We start from the raw sequence: 24,681 nt of genomic DNA, 5'->3' as shown, positions 1-24,681 counted from the left end.
GCGCGCCCGAGCCGCCCGTCGACCTGCGCGAGCTGCTCCGGCCGTACGGCGGCGCCCGGGTCACCCTCTCCGTCCCCGCGACGCCGCTGCCGCTGCCTCCGGGGACGGCGGGGGAGGTCCGGGCGGCCGTCGGCGCGGCCCTCGACAACGTGGCCCGGCACTGCCCGGACGGGGCGCGGGCGTGGATCCTCGTGGAGGAGGACGACGGGAGGGTGATCGTGACGGTGCGCGACGACGGCCCGGGCATCCCCGAAGGGCGGCTGGAGGAGGCCGCGGCCGTCGGCCGGATGGGCGTGGCCCGGTCGATCAGGGGGAGGGTGGCCGAGCTCGGCGGCACGGTGACGATCACCTCGTCGGGCACCGGCACGGAGGTCGAGATGGCCGTGCCGGTCCCGGGACCGGCGGCCGGGAGGAGGGCGCGATGAGCGGCCACGAGGCGGCGGGCGGATCGGACCGGGAGCCGGTGGGTGCCCCCGGGGACGTCGGCGGCGTGCGGGTGATGGTGGTGGACGACCACCCGATGTGGCGGGACGGGGTCGCCCGGGACCTCGCGGACGCCGGGTACGACGTGGTGGCGACCACCGGCGAGGGCCGGCAGGCCCTCAGGATCGCCGCCGCCGTGCGCCCGGACGTCGTCGTGCTGGACCTGCGGCTGCCCGACCTGGCCGGGGTCGAGGTGGCCCGGGGACTGGGCGCGTCCGGCAGCCCGCCGCGCGTCCTCGTGTTGTCCGCCAGCGCCGAGGAGGACGACGTGCTGGAGGCGGTCAAGGCCGGCGCCTCCGGTTACCTGGTCAAGTCGGCGAGCCGCGAGGAGTTCCTCGACGCCGTACGGCGGACGGCCGAGGGCGACGCGGTCTTCACGCCGGGCCTGGCCGGTCTCGTGCTGGGGGAGTACCGCAGGCTCGCCCAGCGGACGCCGGAGGCTCCCGGCGACGGGCCGCGCCTGACCGAGCGGGAGACGGAGGTGCTGCGGATGGTCGCCAAGGGACTGACCTACCGTCAGATCGCCGAGCGGCTCGTGCTGTCGCACCGGACTGTCCAGAACCACGTGCAGAACACGCTGAGCAAACTCCAGCTGCACAACCGGGTCGAGCTGGTGCGGTACGCGATCGAGAACGGCCTCGCCGAGCTCGACTGACGACGAGGGCGGAGGCGAGCGCCTTCCCGTCCAGGCGCGGGACCGCAGAGGCGGAACCGCGGCGGTGGAACGGCGGCGCGACCGCAGCGGCGGGACGGCCGCGGGAGGACAGCGGCGGGGGGACGGCGGCGGCGGGACCGCAGCGCCGGGACGGCGGCGGCGGGACTACAGTGGGGAAGTTCGCGCCGCGCCCGCGCGTTCTGTTCGTGGTGGCGCGGCGACGCGGCGGCCCAGCCGCGCGACGCAGCCCCGTGTCCGCTTCCGGAGGTTCCACCGATGACCATGACCGCCCTCGGCGAGCCCTGCGTGCTGCTCAAGTTAGGCGAGGTGGTCCTGAAGGGCAGGAACCGCGAGGTCTTCGAGATGCGGCTGCGGGCCAACATCAAGAGCGCGCTCAAGGACCACCGGGTCGACATCCGCCAGCGGCACGGCGTGATCGCCCTGTTCCTGCCCGCGGGCACCACGGTCGACGAGGCCGAGGTGATCGCCGCGCGGGTGGCCGACGTGCCGGGCCTGGTGCTGGTCCACCTGGCGTGGCGGGTGCCCAAGGACCCGGAGACGATCACCAAGGCCGCCGTCGAGCTCGTCAAGGACACCCCGGAGGTGGCCCGCGGGGCCCGCTTCGCGGTCCGGTCGCGGCGCAGGGACAAGCGCTTCCCCCTGCGCTCGAACGAGCTCGACCGCCTCGTGGGCGGCGCCATCAACGACACCTACGGCCTGCCGGTCGACCTCAGCCGTCCCGAGCTGACCGTGAACATCGAGATCGACAAGGACGAGGCGTTCCTGTTCACCGGCGGGCGGCCGGGCCAGGGCGGGCTGCCGGTCGGGTCGAGCGGCCGGGCGCTGGCCCTGCTGTCGGGCGGCATCGACTCCCCGGTCGCGGCCTACCGGATGATGCGGCGCGGCCTGCGCGTCGACTTCCTCCACTTCTCCGGCATCCCGTACACCACCTCCGAGTCGATCTACAAGGCGTACGCGCTGGTCCGCAACCTCGACCGGTTCCAGGGCAAGTCGCGGCTGTGGGTCGTGCCGTTCGGCAAGGCCCAGCAGTCGATCAGGAACTCCGGCCAGGACCGGCTCGCGGTCATCGCCCAGCGGCGGCTCATGCTGAAGACCGCCGAGGAGGTCGCGCACCGGATCCACGCCGAGGCGCTCGTCACCGGCGACTCGCTGGGCCAGGTGTCGTCCCAGACGCTCACCAACATCACCGCGCAGGACCACGCCGTGGACCTGCCGGTCCTGCGCCCGCTGATCGGCCTGGACAAGACCGAGATCATCGCCGAGGCCCGCCGGATCGGCACGCTGGAGATCTCCGAGCTCCCGGACGAGGACTGCTGCACGCTCCTCGCCCCCCGGTCGGCCGAGACCCGCGCGAAGATCGAGGACCTCAAGCAGATCGAACGGCGGCTCGACGCGGAGGACCTGGCGGCCCAGCTCGCCGACTCGATCCGCCCGTACAAGCTCGACGCCTGATCCCGGCACAGCCGCGCGACGCACGCGCGGCCGTGCCGAACCGTGCCGAACCGTGCCGAGTCCGGGCCGGACCCCGGGCCGTACGGCGCGATCAGGCTAGGGCGGCCGGGGCGGGCCGGGTGAGCGTGCGGCCGAGCAGCGGAGGGAAGTCCCGCATGACGGCGGCCAGCGCCTCGAGGTCGCCGTCCACGAGCGCCTGCGGCCCGTCGCACAGGGCCTGCTCCGGGTTGGGGTGCACGTCGACGATCACGCCGTCGGCGCCGGCGGCGACCGCCGCCCGGCTCAGCGGGAGGACCAGGTCCCGCCGGCCGCCGGAGTGCGAGGGGTCGACGATCACCGGGAGATGCGACAGCCGCTGCGCGACCGGCACGGCGGAGATGTCCAGCGTGTTCCTGGTGGCGGTCTCGTAGGTCCGGATGCCGCGCTCGCACAGGACGATGTCGAGGTTGCCGCGCTGCGCGATGTACTCGGCCGCCATCAGCCACTCCTCGATCGTGGCGGTCATGCCGCGCTTGAGCATGACCGGCTTGCCCGCGGCGCCGACGGCCTGCAGCAGCGCGAAGTTCTGCGCGTTGCGGGTGCCCACCTGGAGCATGTCGGCGTACGACGCGACGAGCGCCACGTCGTGGGCGTCCACCACCTCGGTCACGACCGGCAGCCCGGTCTGCTCGCGCACGTCCGCGAGGATGCGCAGCCCCTCCTCGCCCAGCCCCTGGAACGCGTACGGCGAGGTGCGCGGCTTGTAGGCGCCGCCCCGCAGCAGGGTGGCCCCGGCGGCCTTCGCCATCTCGGCCGCCTCCAGCGTCTGCCGGGGCGTCTCGACGGCGCACGGCCCGGCGATCAGCGTCACCGTGTCCGGCCCGATCGGCACCCCGCGCACCGTCACCGTGGACCGCTCGGGATGGTTGTCCCGGCTCACGAGCTTGTACGGCGTCGACACGCGCACCACGTCCGCCACCCCGCGCATGCCGCGCAGGTTGAGCGCGGCGAACTGCTCCACGTCGCCGATCAGTCCGATGATCGTGCGGCTCACGCCGCGGCTGGCGAACGCCTCCCCGCCCGCCGTCGCGACGAGGTCGACGATCGCCTCGACGTCGTCCTGCGTGGCCTCCGGGGCCATGACGATGACCATGTCAACTCCTTCGCTGGCCGGCCGCCCCGCCGGCGGCCGGCCCCGGAAACGACGAAGGCCCCGGGTCCGTGTGGACCCGGGGCCTTCGTTCGCCGTGGCTGTCAGCGCAGCGCGTGGAGGCGAACGGTCCTCACGGGTCCGTCGCCATACCAAAACACGTACGCGGTGCGCATGGTCCGAAATATAGCGCATCGCGGGCACCACCGGCTCCGGGTACCGGTGAGTGCCGGCCGCGCGGCGGGTGGCAGGATGGCGGCGTGCCGGAGATTCCTGAGGAGGAGAACCGCCTGCCCCCCGGGCAGTACATCCCGCGAGGACGGCCCATCATCCATTACGGCAGGGTGCCGGCGTTCCGCCCCCAGACCTGGCGGTTCCAGGTGTTCGGCGCCACCGCCTCCGGGCGGGACGAGGAGTTCGGGTGGGAGGAGTTCTCCGGGCTGCCCCGCAGCACCGTCGTCGCCGACTTCCACTGCGTCACCAAGTTCTCCATCATGGGCAACGAATGGGAGGGCGTGCCGGCCGCGGCGCTGCTCGACCGGGTCCCGCCCGCCCCCGGCGTGCGGCACGTCATGATCTACGCCGAGTACGGCTACAGCGCCAACCTGCGGATCGGCGACTTCGACCGGCCCACGACGCTGTTCGCCACGCACCTCGACGACAAGCCGCTGTCGCCCGAGCGCGGCCACCCCCTCCGGCTCGTCGTCCCCCACCTGTACGCGTGGAAGAGCGTGAAGTGGGTCCGCGGCGTGGAGTACATGCTGGAGGACCGGCGCGGCTTCTGGGAGGAGCGCGGCTACCACAACGTCGCCGACCCCTGGAAGGAGCAGCGCTACTCATATCAGGAGGACCCCGGCGACGGCCCGCCGTGAGGCCGCGCAGCGGCTACGGTTTCCGGCGTGTCTGCAGCCGTATGGGTGACGCTCTGCGGGCTCTGCGGAGCCCTGGGGTACGCGCTGGCCCGCCGGACGCGGCCCTGCCGGGGCGCGCCGCCGGGTGAGACGACCTACCTCGCCCTGCACATCGCGGGTCTCGCCGCGCCCTCCCTGCGTGCGGGCCTGACCAGGGACTCCGCCCGCCGGGCCGTCCGGCACCTGCGGACGCTGCTCGGCACGTCCGGGCTGGCCGTCACCTCCGCCGACCGGGTCCTGGCCCGGGACGGCGACGGACTCCCGGGGGAGGAGGCCCTCCTCGGCCAGGTGCGGCCCGTGATGTCGGGCGGCCGGACCCACCTCGTGGCCGGCGAGCCCGGCGGCGTGATCGTCCCGCTGACCGTCGACGGCCGCGTCGTCGGCACGCTCGCGGCGTACGACCCGGAGGTCAGCGCGTCCCGGGTGCGGACGGCGGCCGAGGTGGGCCGCTGGGTCTCCGGGCAGCTGGAGCTCGCCGAGCTGGACTCCTCCCGCAGGCGCACCCTGGAGGCGGAGACGCGGGCCCTGCGGGCGCAGATCTCCCCCCACTTCGTCTACAACTCGCTCACCACGATCGCGTCGTTCGTCCGGACCGACCCCGAGCGGGCCCGCGAGCTGCTGCTCGACTTCGCCGACTACACCCGCTACGCCCTGCGCAGGGCCCGCGACTTCACGACCCTGGCCGACGAGCTGAGCTGCGTCGACCGCTACCTGCTGCTGGAGCGGGCGCGGTTCGGCGACCGGCTGCGGTTCACCGTGCAGGTCGCGCCGGAGGTCCTGCGGGTGAACGTGCCGTTCCTGTGCCTGCAGCCGCTGGTCGAGAACGCGATCAAGCACGGCATGCCGGGAGAGGTGCGGGTGGTCATCCAGGACGCCGGGCCCGAGGCGCACATCTCGGTCGAGGACGACGGGATCGGCATGGACCCCGATCACCTCAGGGCCGTCCTGGGCGAGGAGCCCAAGGCGGGGATCGGGCTGAGCAACGTCGACATGCGGATGCGCCACCTGTACGGGCAGGCCTACGGGCTCGCCGTGGAGACCGCGCCGGGCAAGGGCACCCGGATCCGCCTCCGCGTGCCGAAGGTCCGTCCCGAGCCCGATCCCATGTGACCGTCGGTGCCTGATCGGGCACTCTTCGTGGGCCTGGCTCTTGCGCCGCCGGGGGGACGCGCGGCACGGTGGTGACCATGCTGCGCGTCCTTGCCGTCGACGACGAGGTCCCCGCCCTGTCCGAGCTCGCCTATCTGCTGCGGCAGGACTCCCGCGTCGAGCATGTCGGCACGGCCTCGGACGGCGGGGCCGCCCTGCACGACATGGTGCAGATGATCGCCGACGGCGAGCGGCTCGACGGGGTGTTCCTCGACATCCGGATGCCCGGGCTCGACGGGCTCGACCTCGCCCGGCTCATCGGCGGCTTCCCCGCGCCGCCCCGGCTCGTCTTCGTCAGCGCGCACGACTGCGCGGTCCAGGCGTTCGAGCTGGAGGCGGTCGACTACCTGCTCAAGCCCGTCCGTCCCGAACGCCTCGCCGAGGCCGTGCGCAGGCTCTCCGCGGCCGTCGCCCCCGCCCCCGCCGAGGAGGACGAGGACGTCATCCCGGTCGAGCTGGGGGGCCGCACGAAGTTCGTGGCCCAGCAGGACGTCCGGTACGCCGAGGCCCAGGGCGACTACGTCCGGCTGCACACGGTCGACGCCGCCTACCTCGTGCGGATGTCCCTGGCCGCGCTGGAGCGCCGCTGGGGCGGCTCGGGCTTCATCCGCGCACACCGCAGCACGCTCGTGAACGCCCGCCACGTGAGCGAGCTCAGGTTCGACGCCGGTCGCGTCGTCCTCCAGGTCGGGACCGAGACGCTGCCGGTGAGCCGCCGGCACACCCGGCAGGTGCGCGAGCAGCTGGTGCGCCAGTTCCGCGCCCCGGGCGCCTGACCCCCGTTCCGGGCCCCCTTCCCGCCTTGAACCCGCGCGCCTGCGGGCGATCCGGCGGCCGGCGGTTCGCCGCGTCATGCCACGGGACCCGTGGCGCACGCTGTACGCGCCGCTGCGGCGACGGAAGGGCCGGACCGGCTCCTCGGGGCGGGCGGGAGGCGACGGCCGCCCAGGAGCCGTACGAGGCGCCGGGTGGTCACTCTTCGTGATCACAGGACGGGCCGGATGCCCGCCGCCGGACGGGCGTGCGGCGCGCCCGGACCGCCCGCGGGAACCGCCCCCGCGGGCCGGTGTGCCCCCCGGGCGACCGTTCGTCGGCGTCCACGCTCCGCTCGTCGCGCCGGAGCGGTCCGCATGGCGCTAACTAGGGACCGCTCGTCCGAAGCCCCATCCGCCCCCGCGATTACTCCTCGTAGTGTTTGGCCCGTCGAAAGACACGCGGGGTAGCCTCGAAGGTGAGCACAGTCTCACCTCAGGGTTACCGGGGCGGGGCCCTCTCGGGGGGGAAGGGCCCCGCCCCGCGTGACGGGGGAGTCCGCGGAGCGATCCGGCCGAACGGGGGCGCCGGATCGCCGCGGACCCCCGGCGTCCCAGGCGGTCCGGGTGACCCGGGCGCCGGCCTCAGGCGCCGCGCAGCTTCTTGAGGGTCTCGATGTCCTGGCGGTGGGCCTCCACCTTGCCGGGCGTCTCGATGCAGACCGGCACCCCGGCCGCGACCGGGTGCCGCATGATCTCGCCGAACGCCTGGGCGCCGATGTGGCCGGAGCCGATGTTCTCGTGCCGGTCCTTCTTCGAGCCGCACGCGTCCTTCGAGTCGTTGGCGTGGATCAGCTTCAGCCGGCCCGGCGCGAGCTCGCCCAGCGCGTCGAACGTCTCCCGCACACCCTCCGGCGACGCGAGGTCGTGCCCGGCGGAGAAGGCGTGGCAGGTGTCCAGGCACACGCCGACCTTCGGATGACCCTCCAGCGCCTCCAGGTACGGGCCGAGGTCCTGGACGGTCGCGCACAGCATCTGGCCCTGCCCGGCCATCGGCTCCAGCAGCAGGTCGGGCCCGTCGCCGGGAAGCTCGTCGAGCAGCGGCAGCACGTGCTCCCGCACCTGACGCAGCGCGTCCTCCCGGGGCTGGCTCACGGCCGAGCCGGTGTGGACGACGACCCCGCGCGCCCCGGTCTCCACGCCGCGCCGTAGCGTGTGGCGGACGACGGCCACCGAGTTGTCCAGCGTGGCCGCCGTGGGCGACCCGAAGTTCACCAGATAAGGGGCGTGCAGGAAGACCGGCACGCCCGACTCCCGCAGCTTCGCGTCCTCGGACGGGTCGCCCGCGCTGAGCGCCCAGCCCCGCGGGTTGGTCACGAAGACCTGGATCACCTCGGCGCCGATGTCCCCGGCGTACTTCAGGCCGCCCTTGGCCAGGCCGCCCGCGACGAACACGTGGCCGCCGACGAGAGTGGAAGGAGTCATGGTGACCTCCAGAGTAGTTGGCCGCCCTTTGTGCCAACGTACAAACCGGCGCGGCGCCGGACGCGCGCGGTTCGGACCTCGCGCTGATAGACCTCGCCGTACGGCCGGGGGTTGACTGGCGGGCATGCGAGAACTCGGCCGGGAGGACCTGCGCGCCTGCTGCGCGTCCGCCGCCTGGGCGGACGCGGTGGCCGCGCGGGGGCCGTACCCGGACCTCGGCGCGCTGCTGGACGCGGGGCGGACGGCGCTCGCGGGGCTCGGCTGGGCCGACGTGGAGGAGGCCCTTGCGGCGCACCCCCGCATCGGCGAGCGGCCGGCGGGCGGCGGCAGGGAGGGCGCCTGGTCGCGGTCGGAGCAGTCCGGCGCCGCCGGGGCCGGCACCGCCGTCCTCGACGCGATCCGCGAGGGCAACGCCGCCTACGAGGCGCGGTTCGGCCACGTCTACCTCGTGTGCGCCACCGGGCGCGGCGCCGGGGAGATGCTCGCGCTGCTTCGCGCCCGGCTGGACAACGACGACGAGACCGAGCGCGGGGTCGTCCGCGAGGAGCTCGCGAAGATCGTGGCGCTGCGCCTGGCCAAGCTGTGGGAGGGCCGGTGAGCCTGTCGACGCACGTGCTGGACACCGCGGCGGGACGGCCCGCCCCGGACGTGTTCGTCCGCCTGTCGCGCCGGGCCGCGCACGGCTTCGTGCCGGTGGCCGAGGGACGCACCGACGACGACGGCCGCATCCGCGCCTGGACGCCGCTGGGCCGGGAGTGGATCGCGGAGGAGGACCCGCGCCCGGGCACCTACCGGCTCGTCTTCGACACCGCCGGCTACCTCGGGGACGAGGCGTTCTTCCCCGAGGTCAGCGTCGTCTTCACCGTCCGCGCGGCGGGGGAGCACCACCACGTGCCCCTGTTGCTGAGCCCGTTCGCCTACTCGACCTACCGGGGGAGCTAGCAGTGGTCGTCCTCGGACCCAACAGATACGGCAAGGCCGAGACCAGGATCGTCCGCGTCACCCGGCACGGGGACGCCCATCGCGTGAAGGACCTCAACGTCAGCACGGCGCTGTCCGGGGACATGGACGAGGTCCACCTCAGCGGCGACAACTCCGCGGTGCTCCCCACCGACAGTCAGAAGAACGCGGTCTACGCGCTGGCCAAACGGCACGGGATCGGGGCGATCGAGGACTTCGCGCTGCTGCTCGCCCGCCACTTCGCGGACTCCCAGCCCACCGTCCGCCACGCCAGGGTGGCGATCGAGGAGTACGCCTGGGAGCGCAACGGCGCGTCCGGGCACTCGTTCGTCCGCGCGGGAGGGGAGGTGCGCACGTGCGTCGCCCACTACGACGGCGAACGGGCGCACGTGGTCTCCGGGCTGCGCGACCTCGTGGTGCTCAACACCACGAACTCGGAGTTCTGGGGCTACATCAAGGACGAGTACACGACGCTGCCCGAGACCCGCGACCGCATGCTCGCCACCGCCGTCAACGTGTCCTGGCGGCACGCCGCCCCCGCCGGCCCGTCCGAGGCGTGGCCCTCGGGCGACTGGGACAAGGCGTACGACAGGGCCAGGCAGGCCCTGCTCGCCGCCTTCGCCGAGACCTACAGCCTCTCGCTGCAGCAGACCCTGTACGCCATGGGCAGCCGGGTGCTCGGGGACTGTCCCGGCGTCTGCGAGGTGCGGCTCTCGCTGCCCAACAAGCACCACTTCGTGGTGGACCTGACGCCCTTCGGCCTCGACAACGACGGCGAGGTCTACTTCGCCGCCGACCGGCCGTACGGGCTCATCGAGGGGACCGTGCTGCGCGAGGACGCGCCCGACGCCGGACCGGCCTGGGAGTGACCATGGACTTCCTCCGCCCCCGCACCTGGGACGAGGCGCTCGCGTTCAAGGCCGAGCGGCCCGACGCGACGCCCATCCAGGGCGGCACCGACGTCATGGTGGAGATCAACCTCGACAAGGGGCGGCCCGCCGCGCTGCTCGACCTCACCGCCGTGGCCGGCCTGGACGGCTGGACCCGGGAGGGCGGCGAGGTGCGCCTCGGCGCCGGGCTCACGTACGCGCGGCTGATCGCCGAGCTGGGGGCCGAGCTGCCGGGGCTGGCGCAGGCGTCCCGCACCGTGGGCTCGCCGCAGATCCGCAACCGCGGCACCGTCGCCGGCAACCTCGGGGCGGCCAGCCCGGCCGGGGACAGCCACCCGCCGCTGCTCGCCTCCGGCGCCGTCGTCGAGGCGGCGTCGGTCCGCGGCACGCGCACGATCCCGATCGACGCGTTCTACACCGGTGTGAAGCGCAACGCGCTGGCCCCCGACGAGCTGATCCGCGCGGTGCGCGTCCCCGTCGCCGCCGGCCCGCAGTACTTCTCCAAGATCGGCACGAGGAACGCGATGGTGATCGCGGTGTGCTCGTTCGCGGTCGCGCTGCACCCGGGGGAGCGGCGGGCGGGGACCGGCATCGGCTCGGCCGCGCCCACGCCCCGGCGGGCCGCCGAGGCCGAGGAGCTGCTGGCCGGAGGGCTCGACTGGGAGGGCCGCGGGCCGCTCGACCCCGGCCTCGCCCGCCGCTTCGGCGAGCTCGTGGCCGGGGCCGCGTCGCCCATCGACGACGTCCGGGGCCGGGCGGACTACCGCCTGCACGCCCTGGCCGTCATGGCCCGCCGGACGCTCGGCTGGGCCTGGAACGACTACACGGGGAGGGCAGCGGCATGAGGGTGAGCCTCACGGTCAACGGCCGCCCGGCCGCGGCCGACGACGTCTGGGAGGGGGAGAGCCTGCTCTACGTCCTGCGGGAGCGGCTCGGCCTGCCCGGCGCGAAGAACGCCTGCGAGCAGGGCGAGTGCGGCTCCTGCACGGTCTACCTGGACGGCACCCCGGTGTGCGCCTGTCTCGTCGCGGCCGGGCAGGCCGAGGGCCGGGAGGTCGTCACGGTCGAGGGCCTGGCGTCCGGGGACGACCTCGACGAGGTGCAGCGGGCGTTCGTGGAGGCGGGGGCCGTGCAGTGCGGGTTCTGCACGCCGGGCCTCGTCGTCCAGGCGCACGCGCTGATCGCCGCTGCGGACGGGGTCCCGGGCGACGCCGAGATCCGCGAGGCCCTCGCGGGCAACCTCTGCCGCTGCACCGGATACGAGAAGATCCTCGACGCTGTGCGCCTGGCCGCCGCCCGCACGGCCGCCTCGTCCCCCGGGCAGTCGGCGTGAACGGGGAACCGCCGCACGGCCACGCCGTCCCCCGGGCAGTCGGCGTGAACGCCCGCCCCCGCACCCCGGCCGCCCGCTCCCGCATTGCGGCCGCCCGCGCCCGCTCCGGAGGCTTCCGTGCCTGATGCGACGACCCGGCCCGTGGTGATCGAGCCCGTGGTGATCGAGCCCGTGGTGATCGAGAACGCCTACATCGTGCCTGTGGCGGGGGAGGAGATCCCGTCCGGGCACATCGTGATCGAGGGGGACCGGATCACCGCGGTCGGCCCCGGGCCCGCGCCGTCCGCACCGGAGGGCGCGGAGCGGGTCGACGGCGCCGGCTGCCTGGCCACCCCCGGGCTCGTCAACACCCACCACCACCTCTACCAGTGGGCCTCTCAGGGGGTGACCCCGGACGGCACGCTGTTCGAGTGGCTGGTGGCCAGCTACCGGCTGTGGGCGCGGATGGACGCCGAGGTCGTCGGGGGCGCCGCCACCGCCGGGCTCGCCTGGCTGGCCCGCTCCGGCTGCACGACCTCGACCGACCACCACTACGTCTTCCCGAAGGGCAGGGGCGACCTGTTCGAGGCGGAGATCGAGGCGGCCCGGCAGGTGGGCCTGCGGTTCCACCCCTGCCGGGGGTCGATGGACCGGGGCCGTTCGGGGGGCGGCCTCCCGCCCGACGAGGTGGTGGAGGAGGCCGACGAGATCCTCCGGGCCACCGAGGAAGCCGTCCGGAAATATCACGACCCGTCGTTCGGGTCGATGCTGCGGATCGCGGTGGCGCCGTGCTCGCCGTTCTCGGTCACGGGAGACCTGATGGTCAGGTCGGCGGAGCTGGCCCGGTCTCTCGGCGTCCGCCTGCACACGCACGTCGCCGAGACGGCCGACGAGGACGAGCACTGCCGGGAGCAGTTCGGCATGCTCCCCGTGGAATACATGGACCGGCTCGGCTGGCTCGGCCCCGACGTGTGGCTCGCCCACTGCGTGCATCTGACTGACAAGGACGTGCGCCGCTTCGCGGACACCGGGACCGGGACCGCCCACTGCCCCTCGTCCAACGGCCGCCTCGGCGCCGGCATCGCTCGCGTCAGCGACCTGCTGAGGGCGGGGGCGCCGGTCGGGCTCGGCGTGGACGGCGCCGCCTCCAGCGAGATGACCCCGCTCGCCGGGGAGATCCGGATGGCGATGCTCATGCAGCGCGCCCGGTACGGCCCCCGCGCTCTCACGGCCCGCCAGGCCCTGGAGATGGCCACCCTCGGCGGCGCCCGCTGCCTCGGACGCGCCGAAGAGATCGGCTCGCTGGAGCCGGGGAAGCTGGCCGACGTCGCCCTGTGGCGGCTCGGCGGCTACTACGACGGCGTCGACGACCCGGTCGTCGCGTTCGCCTACGGCCAGACCCCGCCGCTGGCCCGGCTGCTCGTCGGCGGCCGCACGGTCGTCGCGGACGGCGAGCTGCGCACCGTCTCCGACCAGGCCGCAGCCGAAGCGGGGGCCCGTGCCCACCGCCGTCTCCTGGCCAGCGATCATTTCTAGACGACAGGGTCGTGGTCGCGGCACGGAGGGACGGGACATGGACAGGCAGCCCATGACGAGGCGGGGGGCGACGCGCGGACGCGGCGCCCTACGGCCGGGCGGGGAGCGGGCATGAGCGGGCACGCTGCCGGGCAGGCGTCCGATCACGGGGCCAGGGAGGCGGCCGGCCACGCGTCCGAGCAGGCGGCGGGGCACGCTGCCGGGCGGGTGACCGGGCATGTGACCGGGCATGTGGTCATCGCGCCGGACAAGTTCCGCGGCTCGCTCACCTCGCCGGAGGTGGCCGAGCACGTGGCCGCCGGGCTGGGGGACGTCCCGGTCGTGCGGCTCCCGGTGGCCGACGGCGGCGACGGCACCGTCGACGCGGTCGTCGCCTGCGGCTTCACCCGGGTGGAGGTCGAAGTCACCGGGCCGACGGGCCGGCCGGTCCACGCCTCGTACGCGGTGCGCGACGAGCCGGGCGGCGGGCGCGTGGCCGTGGTCGAGCTGGCCGAGGCGTCCGGGCTGCGGAGGCTGCCGGAGGGCGAGGGGCCGTCCCCGCTCACGGCGACCAGCTACGGCACCGGAGAGCTGATCGCCCACGCCGTACGGCACGGGGCCACCCGGGTCGTCCTGGGGCTCGGCGGCAGCGCCTGCACCGACGGCGGCGCCGGCATGGTCCAGGCCCTCGGGGCGCGGCTGCTCGACGCCGGCGGGGCCGACGTGCCGCACGGCGGCGCCGCCCTGCGCGCGCTCGACAGGATCGACGCCTCGGGCATGCTGCGGGGGGCCGAGGTGATCGTCGCGAGCGACGTGGACAACCCGCTGCTCGGGCCGTACGGCGCGGCGGCCGTGTACGGCCCGCAGAAGGGCGCGGCCCCCGGCGACGTGGCGGTGCTGGAGGCGGGGCTGGCCCGGCTGGCCGCGGTCGCGGCGCACACCCACGGCCTGGCCGGGGCGGCCGAGCACGACGGGGTGGTCCGGAGCATGGGCGTCGCCGGGACGCCGGGAGCCGGCGCGGCGGGCGGCGTGGGCTTCGCCGCGCTCGCCTTCCTCCACGCCGAGATCCGCTCGGGCATCGAGTACCTCCTTGAGCTGCAGGACTTCGACCGGCACGCCGAGGGCGCCCGGCTGGTGATCACGGGGGAGGGGTCGCTCGACGAGCAGTCCCTGCGCGGCAAGACCCCGGTCGGGGTGGCGACGGCGGCGGCCAAGCACGGCGTGCCGGTGGTCGCGGTGTGCGGGCGGCGTGCGATCGGCGACGACGATCTGCGGGCGGCCGGGATCGAGGCGGCGTACGCGTTGACCGACATCGAGCCCGACGCCCGGCGATGCATGGCGGAGGCCGGGCCGCTGCTCGAACGGCTCGCCCGCCGGGTCGCCGCCGCGCACCTGCCGCCCCCCGCACCCGGCGGTCGCGCATGAGCGAGCGGAGCGAGCGAATCAGTGGGCACAGCGCGATTCGCGAATGCGGCTCCGAGCCGTCAGGCGAGGAGGTGGCATGAGCGAGCGGAGCGAGCGAATCAGTGGGCACAGCGCGTTTCGCGAATGCGGCTCCGAGCCGTCAGGCGAGGAGGTGGCATGAGTGACGTCTACGACCTGGTGGTGCGGTCGCGGCGTGCGGTGACGCCCGAGGGTGAGCGGCCGGCGGCCGTGGCCGTGCGGGACGGGAGGATCGCGGAGGTCGGCGCGTACGACGACGCCCTGCCCGCCCGGGAGACCGCCGACCTCGGCGACCTCCCGCTGCTGCCGGGCCTGGTGGACACCCACGTCCACGTGAACGAGCCGGGCCGCACCCACTGGGAGGGGTTCGCCTCGGCCACCCGGGCGGCGGCGGCCGGCGGCGTGACGGCGATCGTGGACATGCCGCTCAACTCGCTGCCCCCGACGGTCTCGGTCGCCGCGCTGGAGACCAAGCGGCGGGCCGCCGAGGGCCGGTGCCACGTCGACGTTGCGTTCTGGGGCGGCGCGATCCCCGGCAACCTGGCGGACCTGCGCCCGTTGCACGAGGCCGGTGTGATCGGCGTGAAGTGCTTCCTGTCGCCGTCGGGGGTGGACGAGTTCCCGGCGCTCGACCGGGAGGGGCTGCGGGCGGCGCTGGCCGAGGTGGCCTCGTTCGACGGCCTGCTGATCGCGCACGCGGAGGACCCGGGCCTGCTGGCCGAGCCCGCCGGTCCGACGTACGCCGACTTCCTGCGGTCCCGGCCGCAGGACGCCGAGCGGCGGGCCGTCGAGCAGGTCGTCGAGCTGGCCGCGGAGACCGGCGCGCGCGCCCACATCGTGCACGTGTCGGCCGCCGCCTGCCTGGAGCCGCTGCGGCGGGCCCAGCGCGACGGGGTGCGCGTCACGGCCGAGACCTGCCCTCACTACCTCACGCTGAGCGCGGAGGAGGTGCGCGGCCCGGCGTACAAGTGCTGCCCGCCGATCAGGGAGGCGGCCAACCGCGACGCCCTGTGGGGGGCCCTGGCCGAGGGCGTCCTCATCGGCGTGGTCTCCGACCACTCGCCCTCGACGCCCGATCTCAAGGTGCCCGACTTCGCCGCGGCCTGGGGCGGGATCTCCTCGCTCCAGCTCGGGCTGCCGGCGGTTTGGACGGCCGCCCGGGAGCGCGGGCACGGCCTGGCCGACGTGGTGCGGTGGATGGCGGCGGGCCCGGCCCGGCTGGCGGGCCTGCCGTACAAGGGGGTGATCAGGGAGGGCGCCGACGCCGACCTGGTGGCCTTCGACCCGGACGCCGGGTTCACCGTCGACGTGGCCGCCCTGCACCACCGCAACCCGGTGTCGCCGTACGACGGGCACGCCCTGACCGGCGTCGTCCGGAGCACCTGGCTGCGGGGCGTCCCGGTCGACTTCGCCACCCCACGGGGGCGGCTGCTGGAAGGAGCGTCCCGATGAGCGCGTTCACCCGTCTGCCCGATCTGGCCCTGCGCGCGTACGGCGGCTCGGTCGTGGCGGCCAACGACGAGTCGTTCGCCGAGCGGGAGGCCCTCATCCGGCCCGGGCCCCCCGAGTTCCGCCCGCACACGTTCGGCGCGAAGGGCCAGGTGTACGACGGGTGGGAGACCCGGCGGCGGCGCGAGCCCGGCCACGACTGGGCGATCGTGCGGCTGGGCCTGCCCGGTGTGATCCGGGGCGTGGTCGTCGACACGGCGTGGTTCAGGGGCAACTACCCGCCGTACGCGTCGGTGGAGGCGTGCGAGGCCGAGGGGTACCCGGCGCCGGGCGAGCTGGACGGCTGGGTGGAGATCGTGCCGAGGAGCCCGCTCACCGGGGACGCGGCGCATGAGTTCGCCGTGACCGGCGAGCGGCGGTTCACGCACGTGCGGCTCAACATCTTCCCCGACGGCGGCGTGGCCCGGCTGCGCGTCCACGGGGAGGTGGTCCCCGACCCGGCGTTCCTGGACGGGCTCACCGTCGATCTCGCCGCCCTGGAGAACGGCGGGCTGGTGGTCGCGTGCTCCGACGAGTTCTACTCCTCGCCCAACAACGTCATCGCTCCCGGGGCGGCCCGCAACCAGTCGGAGGGCTGGGAGACCGCCCGGCGGCGCGGCGGCGGCAACGACTGGCTCGTGGTGGCCCTCGCCGGGCCGGGCACGGTGGCGGTGGCGGAGCTGGACACCTCGAACCTGCTGTTCAACGCCCCCGGCTGGGCCGCGGTCAGCGGCGTCGACGCGAGGAAGGCGTCGCCGGACGACCGGGACGCCTGGTTCCCGCTGCTGCCGCGGACGCGCCTGCAGCCCGACACCCGGCACCGGTTCCGGCTCGACTCGGACCGTACGGTCACCCACGCCCGGCTCGACGTCTACCCGGACGGCGGCATGGCCCGGCTGCGCCTCCTGGGCAGGCTCACCACCTGAGCGGCGCGGGGCGACCCGGCCCCGGCCCGCTCGTAGGCCCGCCGGCCCGCACGGACGGTTCGGTGCCGGACGGTTCAGTGCCAGATGGTGATGCGGGTGCCCATGGGCTGCTGGCCGAGCGGGTTCTCCCCGACCACCCGCCGGGTCCCGACCAGGTTGCGGACCTTGACCTGGAACCCCGCGGCCTTCAGCTCGCTGACCGCGTCGTTCACGTCCTTGAACCGGACGTCGGGGACGACCACGAAGTCCGGCGGGGCCTCGGAGTTGTCGTTCTCCCACGGCCAGTGCCAGCCCGTGTCGGGCCCCTTCGAGACGGTCAGGTGGACGACCGCGCCGGCCGCCACCTCGGAGCCGCCCGACGGGTCCTGCGCGATGACGGTGCCGGGCGGGGTGTTGTCGGCCGTCTCGTCGATCTGGACGTTGAAGCCCTTGTCCCGCAGGAACTTCTCGGCCTGGTCGCGCATCATCTGCGTCACGTCCGGCATGAGCAGGCCGGCGCTGACGACGAGGTTGACCGTGCCGCCCTTCTTGATCCGCTTGCCCACCATCGGGCTGGTGCGGATGACCTGGCCGCGCGGCACCGTGTCGCTCGCGCTCTTGCTCACCCGGCCGACGACCAGCCCGACCGCGGCGACCTGGGCCCGCGCGTCGGCCTCGGTGAGGCCCTCGACCTTGGGCACCGGGATGGTCTCCGGGCCCGCCGACGGGATCAGGGTCACCACCGCCCCCCGGGCGATCTCGGCGCCCGCCCCGGGGTCGGTGTCGAGCACCGTGTCCTTCGCGGCCTTGTCGTCGAAGCGGGCCTTGCCGATCCGCACCTCGAACCCGGCCTGCTGCGCCTGCTGCCTGGCCACCTTGATGTTCCGGCCGACCAGGTCGGGCACCTTCACGTACCGGCCCTGGGAGAACCACCACCCCGTCAGGGCGACGCCGGCCACCATCACGAGGGCGAGGCCGAGCACCAGCCAGTTGGGCCGGAAGCGGCGGCGCCGGGCCGCGGGCTCGCCGTCGTGCCCGATCGGCAGGTCCGACCGCGGCTGGATCATCGTGTGCGCCGCTCCCGGCTGCGCGCCCGGCGACAGGTACTGCCCCGTCCCGTACGGCGGGGCCGTCCCGGCGGCGGCGGCCGGCGGGGGAGCGGTGGGGCCGCTGAGCGACCCGGGCTGCAGGCCGGTCGGCCCGGTGTAGGAGCCGGTGTTCCCGGTCCTCGGCAGCGACCGGTGGGCGTCGACGGCGGCGACCAGCATGGCGGTCGCGTCGGCCGGGCGGCGGGCCGGGTCCTTGTCCGTGGCCGCCGCCACCAGCGCGTCGATCGACGGCGGGATGTCCGGCACGACCGAGGACGGCGCCGGGACGGTCTCGTGCACGTGCCGGTACGCGACCGACATCGGGGTCTCGCCCGCGTACGGCTGGCGCCCCGTGAGCAGCTCGAACAGCATGATGCCGGTGGCGTAGACGTCGCTGCGGACGTCGGCCGTGCCGGTCGTGACCTGCTCGGGCGACATGTAGCCGATCGTGCCGATCATCATGCCGGTCTTGGTCTGGTTGGTGGCCTCGACGGCCCTGGCCAGGCCGAAGTCGACGACCTTGACCCGGCCGTCGTCGGTGAGCAGCACGTTCTCCGGCTTGACGTCCCGGTGGACCATCCCGGCCTGGTGGGCCGCGCCGAGCGCGGCGAGCACCGGGATGACCATCTCCAGCGCCTCGCGGGCCGGGAGCCGGCCGCGCAGGCGCAGGACGTCCCGCAGGGTCTTGCCCGGCACGTACTCCATCGAGAGGTAGACGTGCGCCCCGTCGGTGCCCTGGTCGAAGACATGGACGATGTTGGGGTGGGAGAGGCTGGCCACGGACTTGGCCTCGCCGATGAAGCGCCGGACGAACTGCGGGTCCTCGGCGAGCGAGCGGTGCATCACCTTGACGGCGACCGTGCGGTCGAGCCGGACGTCCAGAGCCAGGTAGACGGAGGCCATGCCGCCCCGGGCGATCCGGGACTCGACGCGATAGCGCCCGTCGAGCACCTGCCCTACGAGCGGGTCGGTTAGCGTCGTGTCCACTCGCCCGAGTTTACGGGTGATTTGCCACCCGCAGTGTTACGGAATCCCAAACCGAGACCTATTCGCGGAGCTTTCCGTACCATCGGAAAGCCCCGGGGAATCCGATAACCGGAGCTACCGGATGCCGCCGTTCCGCCTCCACCGCAGCGGCCGGGGTCGGGTGGCCGGGGTCACGCCGGGGTCGGACGTCCGGGGTCACGCCGGGGTCGGACGGCCGGGGGAGGACGCCTCGGCGTACCGGCGGCGCGGGATGCGTCCGGCCAGCCGCGCCTGCCGTCCCGCCGTCACGGCCGACCGCATCGCGGCGGCCATCAGCCCGGGCCGCTGGGCGCGGGTCACCGCGCTGGCCAGCAGCACCGCGTCGCAGCCGAGCTCCATGGCGAGCGCGGCGTCGCTGGCCGTGCCCAGCCCGGCGTCGAGGATGACCGGGACCCCGGCGGCCTCCACGATCAGCTCGATGCTGTGCGGGTTGCGGATGCCGAGGCCGGAGCCGATGGGCGCGCCCAGCGGCATCACGGCCGCGCAGCCGGCCTGTTCGAGCCGCCGCGCCAGCGCCGGGTCGTCGCCGATGTAGGGGAGGACGACGAAGCCGTCCGCCACCAGCCGCTCGGCCGCGTCGAACGTCTCGACGGGGTCGGGCAGCAGCGTCCGCTCGTCGGCGATGACCTCCAGCTTCACCCAGTCGGTCTCCAGGGCCTCCCGGGCCAGCCGGGCCGTCAGCACCGCCTCGCCGGCCGTGAAGCAGCCCGCCGTGTTCGGCAGCACCCTGATGCCCCGGCGGCGCAGCACGTCGAGGACCGAGCCGCCCGCGGACGGGTCGAGCCGGCGCATGGCGACCGTGGTCAGCTCGGTGCCCGACGCCTCCAGGGCCTCGTCGAGCACCTCCAGGGAGGGCGCGCCGCCCGTCCCCATGATCAGGCGCGAGGAGAACTTCTCGCCGCCCAGCAGGAACGTGTCGTCGTCCGGCGCCGCCGCGGTGTCCTTCATCGTCATCCTCCCTGCACCGCCGTCAGCACCTCGACCGTGTCGCCGCCCGCCAGCGGGGTCGACTCCCAGCTGCCCCGGCTGACCACCTCGCCGTTCACCGCCACCGCGACGCCCGACGTGAGCGGCGTGAGGGCGCGCACGGCGTGGCCGGCGGTGGCGCCGTCGGGCAGCTCGACGGCCGTGCCGTTGATCACAACCTTCATCGGCTGAATCTCCCAGGATCACAGGACTTCACGACCTCCGGAGCGCCGGCGCCCGTGACGAGGGCGACGACGGCCTCGGCCGTGACAGGGGCCAGCAGGACGCCCGCGCGGTGGTGACCGGTCGCCGCGAGCACACCGGGCGGTCCGGCCGGGCCGATCAGCGGCAGGTTGTCGGGGGTGCCCGGGCGGAAGCCCACGGTGGTCTCGGCCAGCTCCAGCTCGCTGATGCCGGGCACCAGCTCCCTGGCGTCGCGCAGCAGCTCGTAGACGCCGCCGGCCGTCACCCGGGCGTCGAACGCCAGCTCCTCCACGGTCGCGCCCAGCGTGATCTCGCCGTCGCCGCGCGGGACGAGGTACACCGGCGACCCGTGGACCAGGCCCCGCACGCACCGGGTGAGGAACCCCTGCGGCCCGCGCAGGCGGAGGATCTGCCCCTTGACCGGCCGTACGGGCAGGCCGGGAAGCAGCGACGGCGACCACGAGCCGGCCGCCACGACGACGTGCCCGGCGCTCACGAGCTCGCCCGAGCCCAGCCGCACGCCCACGCCGCCGCCCACACCGCTGCCGCCGCCGTCGCCCAGGGGGACGATCTCGGTCGCCCGGTCGTACAGGATCTCGCCGTCCCAACGCTGTACGGCGGCCAGCAGGGCCCGTACCAGCCTGCGGGGGTTGATCCAGGCGTCGTCGCGGGCGAGCAGGCCGCCCCTGACCGCGGGGGAGAGCATCGGCTCCAGGGCACGGCACTCCCGCCCGGTCAGCCGCTCGACCCGCAGCCCGAGCGTCTCCTCGAACGCGGCGAGCCGGTCGAAGTACGCCATGTCGTCGGCGCTGTAGGCGATCTCCAGTGTGCCCTCGCGCCGGTGGTCGACCTCCACGCCGCTCTCGTCGTCGAGCTCGGCCCGGAAGCCGGGCCAGGCGGCGAGGGAGGCGAGGCCGAGCCGCAGCAGCGGCTCCTCGGTGTAGGTCACCTCGCTGACCGGCGCCAGCATCCCCGCGGAGGCGTGGGTCGCGCCGGTGCCGGGGGCCGGGTCGACGACGACCACGGACATGCCCTGCCTGGCCGTCCGCCAGGCGGCGGACAGTCCCGCGACCCCTCCGCCGACGACCACGACGTCGCAGACGAGGTCGGCACGGGCTCCGTGCGGATCTGACACAGCGCTCCCTTCGCCGGCATTACCCGGATCAGGTCGTCTGGCGGTCGAGAGCCTCCGCTCTCCTCTCAGCCCGGCCGCCGGGCTCCCGCGCGTCTTACGCCCCTCAGCCTAGCCCTGCGGCCCTGCGTCACGCACAACGGGCGGCACGGCCGGTGTGCGCAGTAGTTGCCCAAGTCGTTATGGCACCTCCATTGGCGGCATGCCCGGTGGGCAATCTATGGTCAGGTGGTGGATCACGTCGTGGTGGTGGGGGCCGGCCTGGCCGGCGTGCGAAGTGTCGAGGCTCTGCGGGCCCACGGTTTCGCGGGCCGGATCACGCTGATCGGCGAGGAACGTCATCGCCCCTACGACAGGCCGCCGCTGTCGAAGGCGGTGCTGCTCGGCGAGACCGACTCCACCGTGGTCGACTCCGACCTCGACGCCCTCGACGTACGGCTGTGCCTGGGCGCCGCCGCCAAGGGCCTGCGCGAGGGCGTGCTGGAGACGACCGAGGGCGAGCTGGAGTACGACGGCCTGGTGATCGCGACCGGCGCGACGCCGGTGCGGCTGCGCGGCGAGGGCCGCCAGCACGTGCTGCGCACGATCGACGACGCGCTCGCGCTGCGCGAGCGGCTGGTCCCCGGGGCCCGGGTCGCCGTGATCGGCGCGGGCTGGATCGGCGCCGAGGTCGCCACCGCGGCCGCCCGCGCCGGATGCGCGGTCACCGTGGTCGAGGCGGGCGAGACCCCGCTGGCCGCCGCGCTGGGGGCGGTCGGCGGGCACACCATCCCCTGGTACGCCCAGGCGGGCGTGGAGCTGCGGCTCGGGGCGAAGGTCGGCACGATCGACGCCGACGGGCTCACGCTCATGTCCGGCGCCCGGGTGAAGGCGGACGTCGTGGTCACCGGCGTCGGCGTGCGGCCCGCGGTCGAGTGGCTGAAGGGCTCCGCCGTCGAGGTGGACAACGGGGTCGTGGTCGACGAGCACCTGCGCACCCGCCTGCCCGGCGTCGTGGCGGTCGGCGACTGCGCCAACTGGTGGTCGCGCAGGTTCGGCACGCGGCTGCGGGTCGAGCACTGGGACACCGCCCTGCAGGCGCCCGACACGGCCGCCGCGGCCCTGCTGGGCGAGGACGCCGTCTACGACCCGGTGCCGTACTTCTGGTCGGAGCAGTTCGGCCACATGGTCCAGTTCGCGGGGCACCACCCGGCGGCGGAGCGGGTGCTGCTGCGCGGCGACCCGCGGGGCGAGGGGAAGTGGGCGGCCTGCTGGCTCACGGCCGGAGACCGGCTCGCGGCCATCCTGACCGTCGACCGGCCGCGCGACGTGGTGCAGGGGCGGCGGATCGTCGAGGCCGGGCACCGGCTCGACCCGGCCCGCCTGACCGACCCGTCCGTGCCGCTCCGCGACTGCATTATGACGTAATCGAGGTGTTTCCCGGCTGCTCGCCTGTGGTAATGGTGGTTCCGTGACGCTTACTGTTGCGCAGATCGACCGGGACACCGACCAGCTCGTAGGGGAATGGCTCCCCATCTCGGAGGCCGCCAAGAGGCTGGAGATCAGCATCGGGCGGGTCAAGCAGCTCCTCAAGGACAAGAAGCTCGTCGGCGTCCGCCGCGGCGGCGGCGAGCCCCAGATCCCCGCGGTGTTCATCGCCGGCGGCGACGTGCTGAAGGGGCTTCCCGGCACGCTCACCGTCCTGGCGGACGCCGGGTACGACGAGGTCGAGTCGATCCGCTGGCTGTTCACGGCCGACGACTCGCTCCCCGGATCGCCGATCGACGCCATCGCCGCCGGTCGGCACACCGAGGTCAAGCGCAGGGCGCAGGCCCTGGGCTTCTGAGCCGCGGGCGCATGGCATTGTGGTCGGGTGAGCGACACCCGGCGACAGCGACTGGCGCGTGCCAGGCTCTACCTCTGCACGGACGGCAGGCGGGACCGCGGCGACCTGGAGAAGTTCCTCGACGCGGTCCTCGCCGGCGGTGTGGACATCGTCCAGCTGCGGGAGAAGGGCCTGGAGGCCCGCGAGGAGCTGGAGCTCCTCGAGGTCTTCCGCGCGGCCTGCGACAGGCACGGCGCCCTGCTGGCCGTCAACGACCGGGCCGACGTGGCGTACGCGGCCCGCCCCGACGTCCTCCACCTCGGGCAGGACGACCTCCCGGTGTCCGTGGCCCGGGAGATCCTCGGCCCCGACGTGCTCATCGGCAGGTCGACGCATGCCGAGGCCGAGGCGACGGCCGCTGCCAGGGAGCCGGGCGTCGACTACTTCTGCTGCGGTCCCGTCTGGCCGACGCCGACCAAGCCCGGGCGTCCCGCGCCCGGGACGCCCCTGCTGGAGCACGCCGCCCGCCTCGGCTCCGGACGGCCCTGGTTCGCCATCGGCGGCGTCGACCTCGGCACGCTCGACCAGGTCGTCGCGCACGGCGCCCGCCGCGTGGTGGTCGTGCGCGCCATCACCGAGGCGCCGGACCCCGGCGCCGCCGCCGCCGAGCTCACGGCCCGCCTGGCCGCCGTCCCGCTCTGACCCTCTCGCGGGGTCAGGCGCCGCGCCCCTTCCCGCGGGTCAGGTGCGGCGGGCGGTGGCGGCCACGGCCAGGGCGGCCAGGGCCGCGCGGGCCGTCTCCTCGATCGGGGCGTGGTCGAGGGCGGCCAGGGCCTCGTCGAGGTACTGCTTGATCATTCCTTCGCACGCCGCCAGCGCGCCCGTCTCCTCGATGACCGTGCGGAGCCGCTCGACCCCCTCCTCGTCGAGGGCCGGGTCGCCCAGCAGGTCGCGTACGGCGGCGGCCTGGGCGGGCGACGCCTCGGCGAGCGTCCGGGCGATGAGCATGGTGCGCTTGCCCTCGCGCAGGTCGTCCCCGGCCGGCTTGCCGGTCTCGGCCGGGTCGCCGAACACCCCCAGCACGTCGTCGCGCAGCTGGAAGGCGATGCCCACCTGCTGGCCGTACTGGGCGCAGAGCCGGTCGATATACGGGTCGGGGCCGCGGGCGGCGAGGACGAGCCCCAGCCGCAGCGGCTGCTCCACCGAGTACTTCCCGCTCTTGTACAGGGCGACCCGCAGGGCGCTGTCGAAGGTGTTCTCACCCCGCGCCTGCTCCAGCAGGTCGAGGTACTGGCCGCACATCAGCTCGGTCAGCATGTGGTCGTGCACCGGCTGGGCCGCCGCCAGGGCCCGCGGGTCGAGCCCGCTGCCGCGCCACATCTGGCCCGACCACACCAGCAGCAGGTTGCCCAGCAGGACCGCGGCGCCCTCGCCGAACTGCCCGGCCGACCCGTGCCAGCCGGCGTCGGCGTGCATCCGCTCGAACCGCCGGTGCGCCGAGGGCATCCCGCGCCGCACGTCGCTCGCGTCCATCACGTCGTCGTGGACCAGCGCGCTCGCCTGCAGCAGTTCGAGCGAGGCCGCCGCGGCGTACAGGCCCGGCTCCTCGCCGCCGCCCGCCGCGCGCCAGCCCCAGTAGCAGAAGGCGGGACGCAGCCGTTTGCCGCCGGCCAGGAAGTCCGTCGCGGCCGACAGCAGCGCGGCCAGGTGGGGGTCGCCGAACATCGGGCGCTGCCGGTCCAGGAACTCCCGGAGCGAGCGGTCCACCTCCTGGCGGACGAGGTCGAGCGGGGCGACGGAAGTGGTCATGTCTTGAGCTTACGGGGCGGTGATCCCGCCGCCGATGGGGGAAGGGGCCCCAGCTTCGCGATCGCCATGTGGACCGCTTTACGTCCACATGTTGAGATCTCG

The 24,681-nt window shown here is 74.6% G+C and carries 25 protein-coding genes and 1 riboswitch; of the genes, 18 read left to right on the top strand and 7 right to left on the bottom strand.

Annotated features, from left to right (window positions below):
* The 3 genes from MPTA5024_RS09400 to thiI form a co-directional block, all read left to right on the top strand.
* Window positions 1-425: sensor histidine kinase (locus tag MPTA5024_RS09400; RefSeq protein WP_232326328.1), on the top strand; the 425-nt coding region annotated here is incomplete at its 5' end.
* Between the two features lie 74 nt (window positions 426-499).
* The gene (locus MPTA5024_RS09395; protein ID WP_036323808.1) at window positions 500-1,138 is read left to right on the top strand and encodes a response regulator; all 639 of its coding nucleotides are present in this window, start codon (window positions 500-502) and stop codon (window positions 1,136-1,138) included.
* A gap of 276 nt (window positions 1,139-1,414) precedes the next feature.
* Window positions 1,415-2,611, top strand: coding sequence for a tRNA uracil 4-sulfurtransferase ThiI (thiI, locus tag MPTA5024_RS09390; protein ID WP_036321617.1), 1,197 nt, complete (start codon window positions 1,415-1,417; stop codon window positions 2,609-2,611).
* A 91-nt stretch (window positions 2,612-2,702) separates the two neighbouring features.
* On the opposite strand, the gene aroF is transcribed toward thiI, so the two are convergent.
* Window positions 2,703-3,743: a 3-deoxy-7-phosphoheptulonate synthase gene (aroF, locus tag MPTA5024_RS09385; protein WP_036321615.1), complete on the bottom strand. Its 1,041-nt coding sequence runs from the start codon at window positions 3,741-3,743 to the stop codon at window positions 2,703-2,705.
* A gap of 257 nt (window positions 3,744-4,000) precedes the next feature.
* On the opposite strand from aroF, the gene MPTA5024_RS09380 reads away from it, so the two are divergent.
* The 3 genes from MPTA5024_RS09380 to MPTA5024_RS09370 all read left to right on the top strand — a co-directional run bounded on the left by MPTA5024_RS09380 (window position 4,001) and on the right by MPTA5024_RS09370 (window position 6,576).
* Complete coding sequence (locus tag MPTA5024_RS09380) at window positions 4,001-4,612, top strand: sulfite oxidase-like oxidoreductase (protein ID WP_036321612.1); 612 nt, start codon at window positions 4,001-4,003, stop codon at window positions 4,610-4,612.
* 27 nt (window positions 4,613-4,639) lie between these two features.
* Entirely contained in the window at window positions 4,640-5,761 is a 1,122-nt protein-coding gene (locus MPTA5024_RS09375) for a sensor histidine kinase (protein ID WP_036321609.1), read from the top strand.
* A gap of 77 nt (window positions 5,762-5,838) precedes the next feature.
* On the top strand, window positions 5,839-6,576 hold the full coding sequence (locus tag MPTA5024_RS09370; RefSeq protein ID WP_036323807.1) for a LytR/AlgR family response regulator transcription factor: 738 nt from the start codon (window positions 5,839-5,841) through the stop codon (window positions 6,574-6,576).
* A 621-nt stretch (window positions 6,577-7,197) separates the two neighbouring features.
* On the opposite strand, the gene MPTA5024_RS09365 is transcribed toward MPTA5024_RS09370, so the two are convergent.
* Window positions 7,198-8,037, bottom strand: coding sequence for a deoxyribonuclease IV (locus tag MPTA5024_RS09365; RefSeq protein WP_036321607.1), 840 nt, complete (start codon window positions 8,035-8,037; stop codon window positions 7,198-7,200).
* Window positions 8,038-8,161: 124 nt separating this feature from the next.
* On the opposite strand from MPTA5024_RS09365, the gene uraD reads away from it, so the two are divergent.
* The 9 genes from uraD to alc all read left to right on the top strand — a co-directional run bounded on the left by uraD (window position 8,162) and on the right by alc (window position 16,571).
* Entirely contained in the window at window positions 8,162-8,635 is a 474-nt protein-coding gene (gene uraD / locus MPTA5024_RS09360) for a 2-oxo-4-hydroxy-4-carboxy-5-ureidoimidazoline decarboxylase (protein ID WP_036321604.1), read from the top strand.
* A complete protein-coding gene (gene uraH / locus MPTA5024_RS09355) occupies window positions 8,632-8,979 on the top strand; it encodes a hydroxyisourate hydrolase (RefSeq protein WP_036321601.1) in 348 nt (115 codons plus the stop codon). The genes uraD and uraH overlap by 4 nt, the downstream gene beginning before the upstream one ends.
* A gap of 2 nt (window positions 8,980-8,981) precedes the next feature.
* Complete coding sequence (gene pucL, locus MPTA5024_RS09350) at window positions 8,982-9,866, top strand: factor-independent urate hydroxylase (protein WP_036321599.1); 885 nt, start codon at window positions 8,982-8,984, stop codon at window positions 9,864-9,866.
* 2 nt (window positions 9,867-9,868) lie between these two features.
* Complete coding sequence (locus MPTA5024_RS09345; RefSeq protein ID WP_036321596.1) at window positions 9,869-10,732, top strand: FAD binding domain-containing protein; 864 nt, start codon at window positions 9,869-9,871, stop codon at window positions 10,730-10,732.
* The gene (locus tag MPTA5024_RS09340) at window positions 10,729-11,220 is read left to right on the top strand and encodes a (2Fe-2S)-binding protein (RefSeq protein ID WP_036321593.1); all 492 of its coding nucleotides are present in this window, start codon (window positions 10,729-10,731) and stop codon (window positions 11,218-11,220) included. Before MPTA5024_RS09345 ends, MPTA5024_RS09340 begins: the two co-directional genes overlap by 4 nt.
* 117 nt (window positions 11,221-11,337) lie before the next feature.
* Window positions 11,338-12,735 (top strand): 8-oxoguanine deaminase, encoded by a 1,398-nt coding sequence (locus MPTA5024_RS09335; RefSeq protein WP_232326327.1) that lies wholly within the window; start codon window positions 11,338-11,340, stop codon window positions 12,733-12,735.
* Window positions 12,736-12,846: 111 nt separating this feature from the next.
* A complete protein-coding gene (locus MPTA5024_RS09330) occupies window positions 12,847-14,139 on the top strand; it encodes a glycerate kinase (RefSeq protein WP_084369524.1) in 1,293 nt (430 codons plus the stop codon).
* Window positions 14,140-14,295: 156 nt separating this feature from the next.
* Window positions 14,296-15,609: an allantoinase AllB gene (allB, locus tag MPTA5024_RS09325; RefSeq protein ID WP_036321590.1), complete on the top strand. Its 1,314-nt coding sequence runs from the start codon at window positions 14,296-14,298 to the stop codon at window positions 15,607-15,609.
* Window positions 15,606-16,571: an allantoicase gene (alc, locus tag MPTA5024_RS09320; RefSeq protein WP_036321588.1), complete on the top strand. Its 966-nt coding sequence runs from the start codon at window positions 15,606-15,608 to the stop codon at window positions 16,569-16,571. The genes allB and alc overlap by 4 nt, the downstream gene beginning before the upstream one ends.
* Window positions 16,572-16,645: 74 nt before the next feature.
* On the opposite strand, the gene pknB is transcribed toward alc, so the two are convergent.
* From pknB to thiO, 4 genes are all read right to left on the bottom strand, one after another.
* Complete coding sequence (gene pknB / locus MPTA5024_RS09315) at window positions 16,646-18,625, bottom strand: Stk1 family PASTA domain-containing Ser/Thr kinase (protein WP_036321585.1); 1,980 nt, start codon at window positions 18,623-18,625, stop codon at window positions 16,646-16,648.
* Between the two features lie 195 nt (window positions 18,626-18,820).
* Complete coding sequence (locus MPTA5024_RS09310) at window positions 18,821-19,612, bottom strand: thiazole synthase (protein WP_036321582.1); 792 nt, start codon at window positions 19,610-19,612, stop codon at window positions 18,821-18,823.
* A gap of 2 nt (window positions 19,613-19,614) precedes the next feature.
* The gene (gene thiS, locus MPTA5024_RS09305) at window positions 19,615-19,815 is read right to left on the bottom strand and encodes a sulfur carrier protein ThiS (protein WP_036321579.1); all 201 of its coding nucleotides are present in this window, start codon (window positions 19,813-19,815) and stop codon (window positions 19,615-19,617) included.
* Window positions 19,812-20,969, bottom strand: coding sequence for a glycine oxidase ThiO (gene thiO, locus MPTA5024_RS09300; RefSeq protein ID WP_051457869.1), 1,158 nt, complete (start codon window positions 20,967-20,969; stop codon window positions 19,812-19,814). The genes thiS and thiO overlap by 4 nt, the downstream gene beginning before the upstream one ends.
* A riboswitch (TPP riboswitch) is annotated at window positions 20,958-21,068 on the bottom strand. It overlaps the preceding gene by 12 nt.
* Before the next feature lie 129 nt (window positions 21,069-21,197).
* On the opposite strand from thiO, the gene MPTA5024_RS09295 reads away from it, so the two are divergent.
* Genes MPTA5024_RS09295 through thiE form a run of 3 tightly spaced genes read left to right on the top strand, consistent with a single transcriptional unit; the run spans window position 21,198 to window position 23,472 of the window.
* Complete coding sequence (locus MPTA5024_RS09295) at window positions 21,198-22,373, top strand: NAD(P)/FAD-dependent oxidoreductase (protein WP_036321577.1); 1,176 nt, start codon at window positions 21,198-21,200, stop codon at window positions 22,371-22,373.
* Between the two features lie 43 nt (window positions 22,374-22,416).
* Window positions 22,417-22,791 (top strand): Rv2175c family DNA-binding protein, encoded by a 375-nt coding sequence (locus MPTA5024_RS09290; RefSeq protein WP_036321575.1) that lies wholly within the window; start codon window positions 22,417-22,419, stop codon window positions 22,789-22,791.
* 27 nt (window positions 22,792-22,818) lie between these two features.
* Complete coding sequence (gene thiE / locus MPTA5024_RS09285) at window positions 22,819-23,472, top strand: thiamine phosphate synthase (RefSeq protein WP_036321573.1); 654 nt, start codon at window positions 22,819-22,821, stop codon at window positions 23,470-23,472.
* Between the two features lie 39 nt (window positions 23,473-23,511).
* Here the strand turns inward: thiE and MPTA5024_RS09280 are convergent, their stop codons facing one another.
* A complete protein-coding gene (locus MPTA5024_RS09280) occupies window positions 23,512-24,579 on the bottom strand; it encodes a polyprenyl synthetase family protein (RefSeq protein ID WP_036321570.1) in 1,068 nt (355 codons plus the stop codon).
* Between the last annotated feature and the right edge of the window lie 102 nt (window positions 24,580-24,681).

The organism is Microbispora sp. ATCC PTA-5024, from assembly GCF_000511135.2.
Lineage (GTDB): Bacteria > Actinomycetota > Actinomycetes > Streptosporangiales > Streptosporangiaceae > Microbispora > Microbispora corallina.
This window is presented reverse-complemented; position numbering and strand designations above follow the sequence as displayed.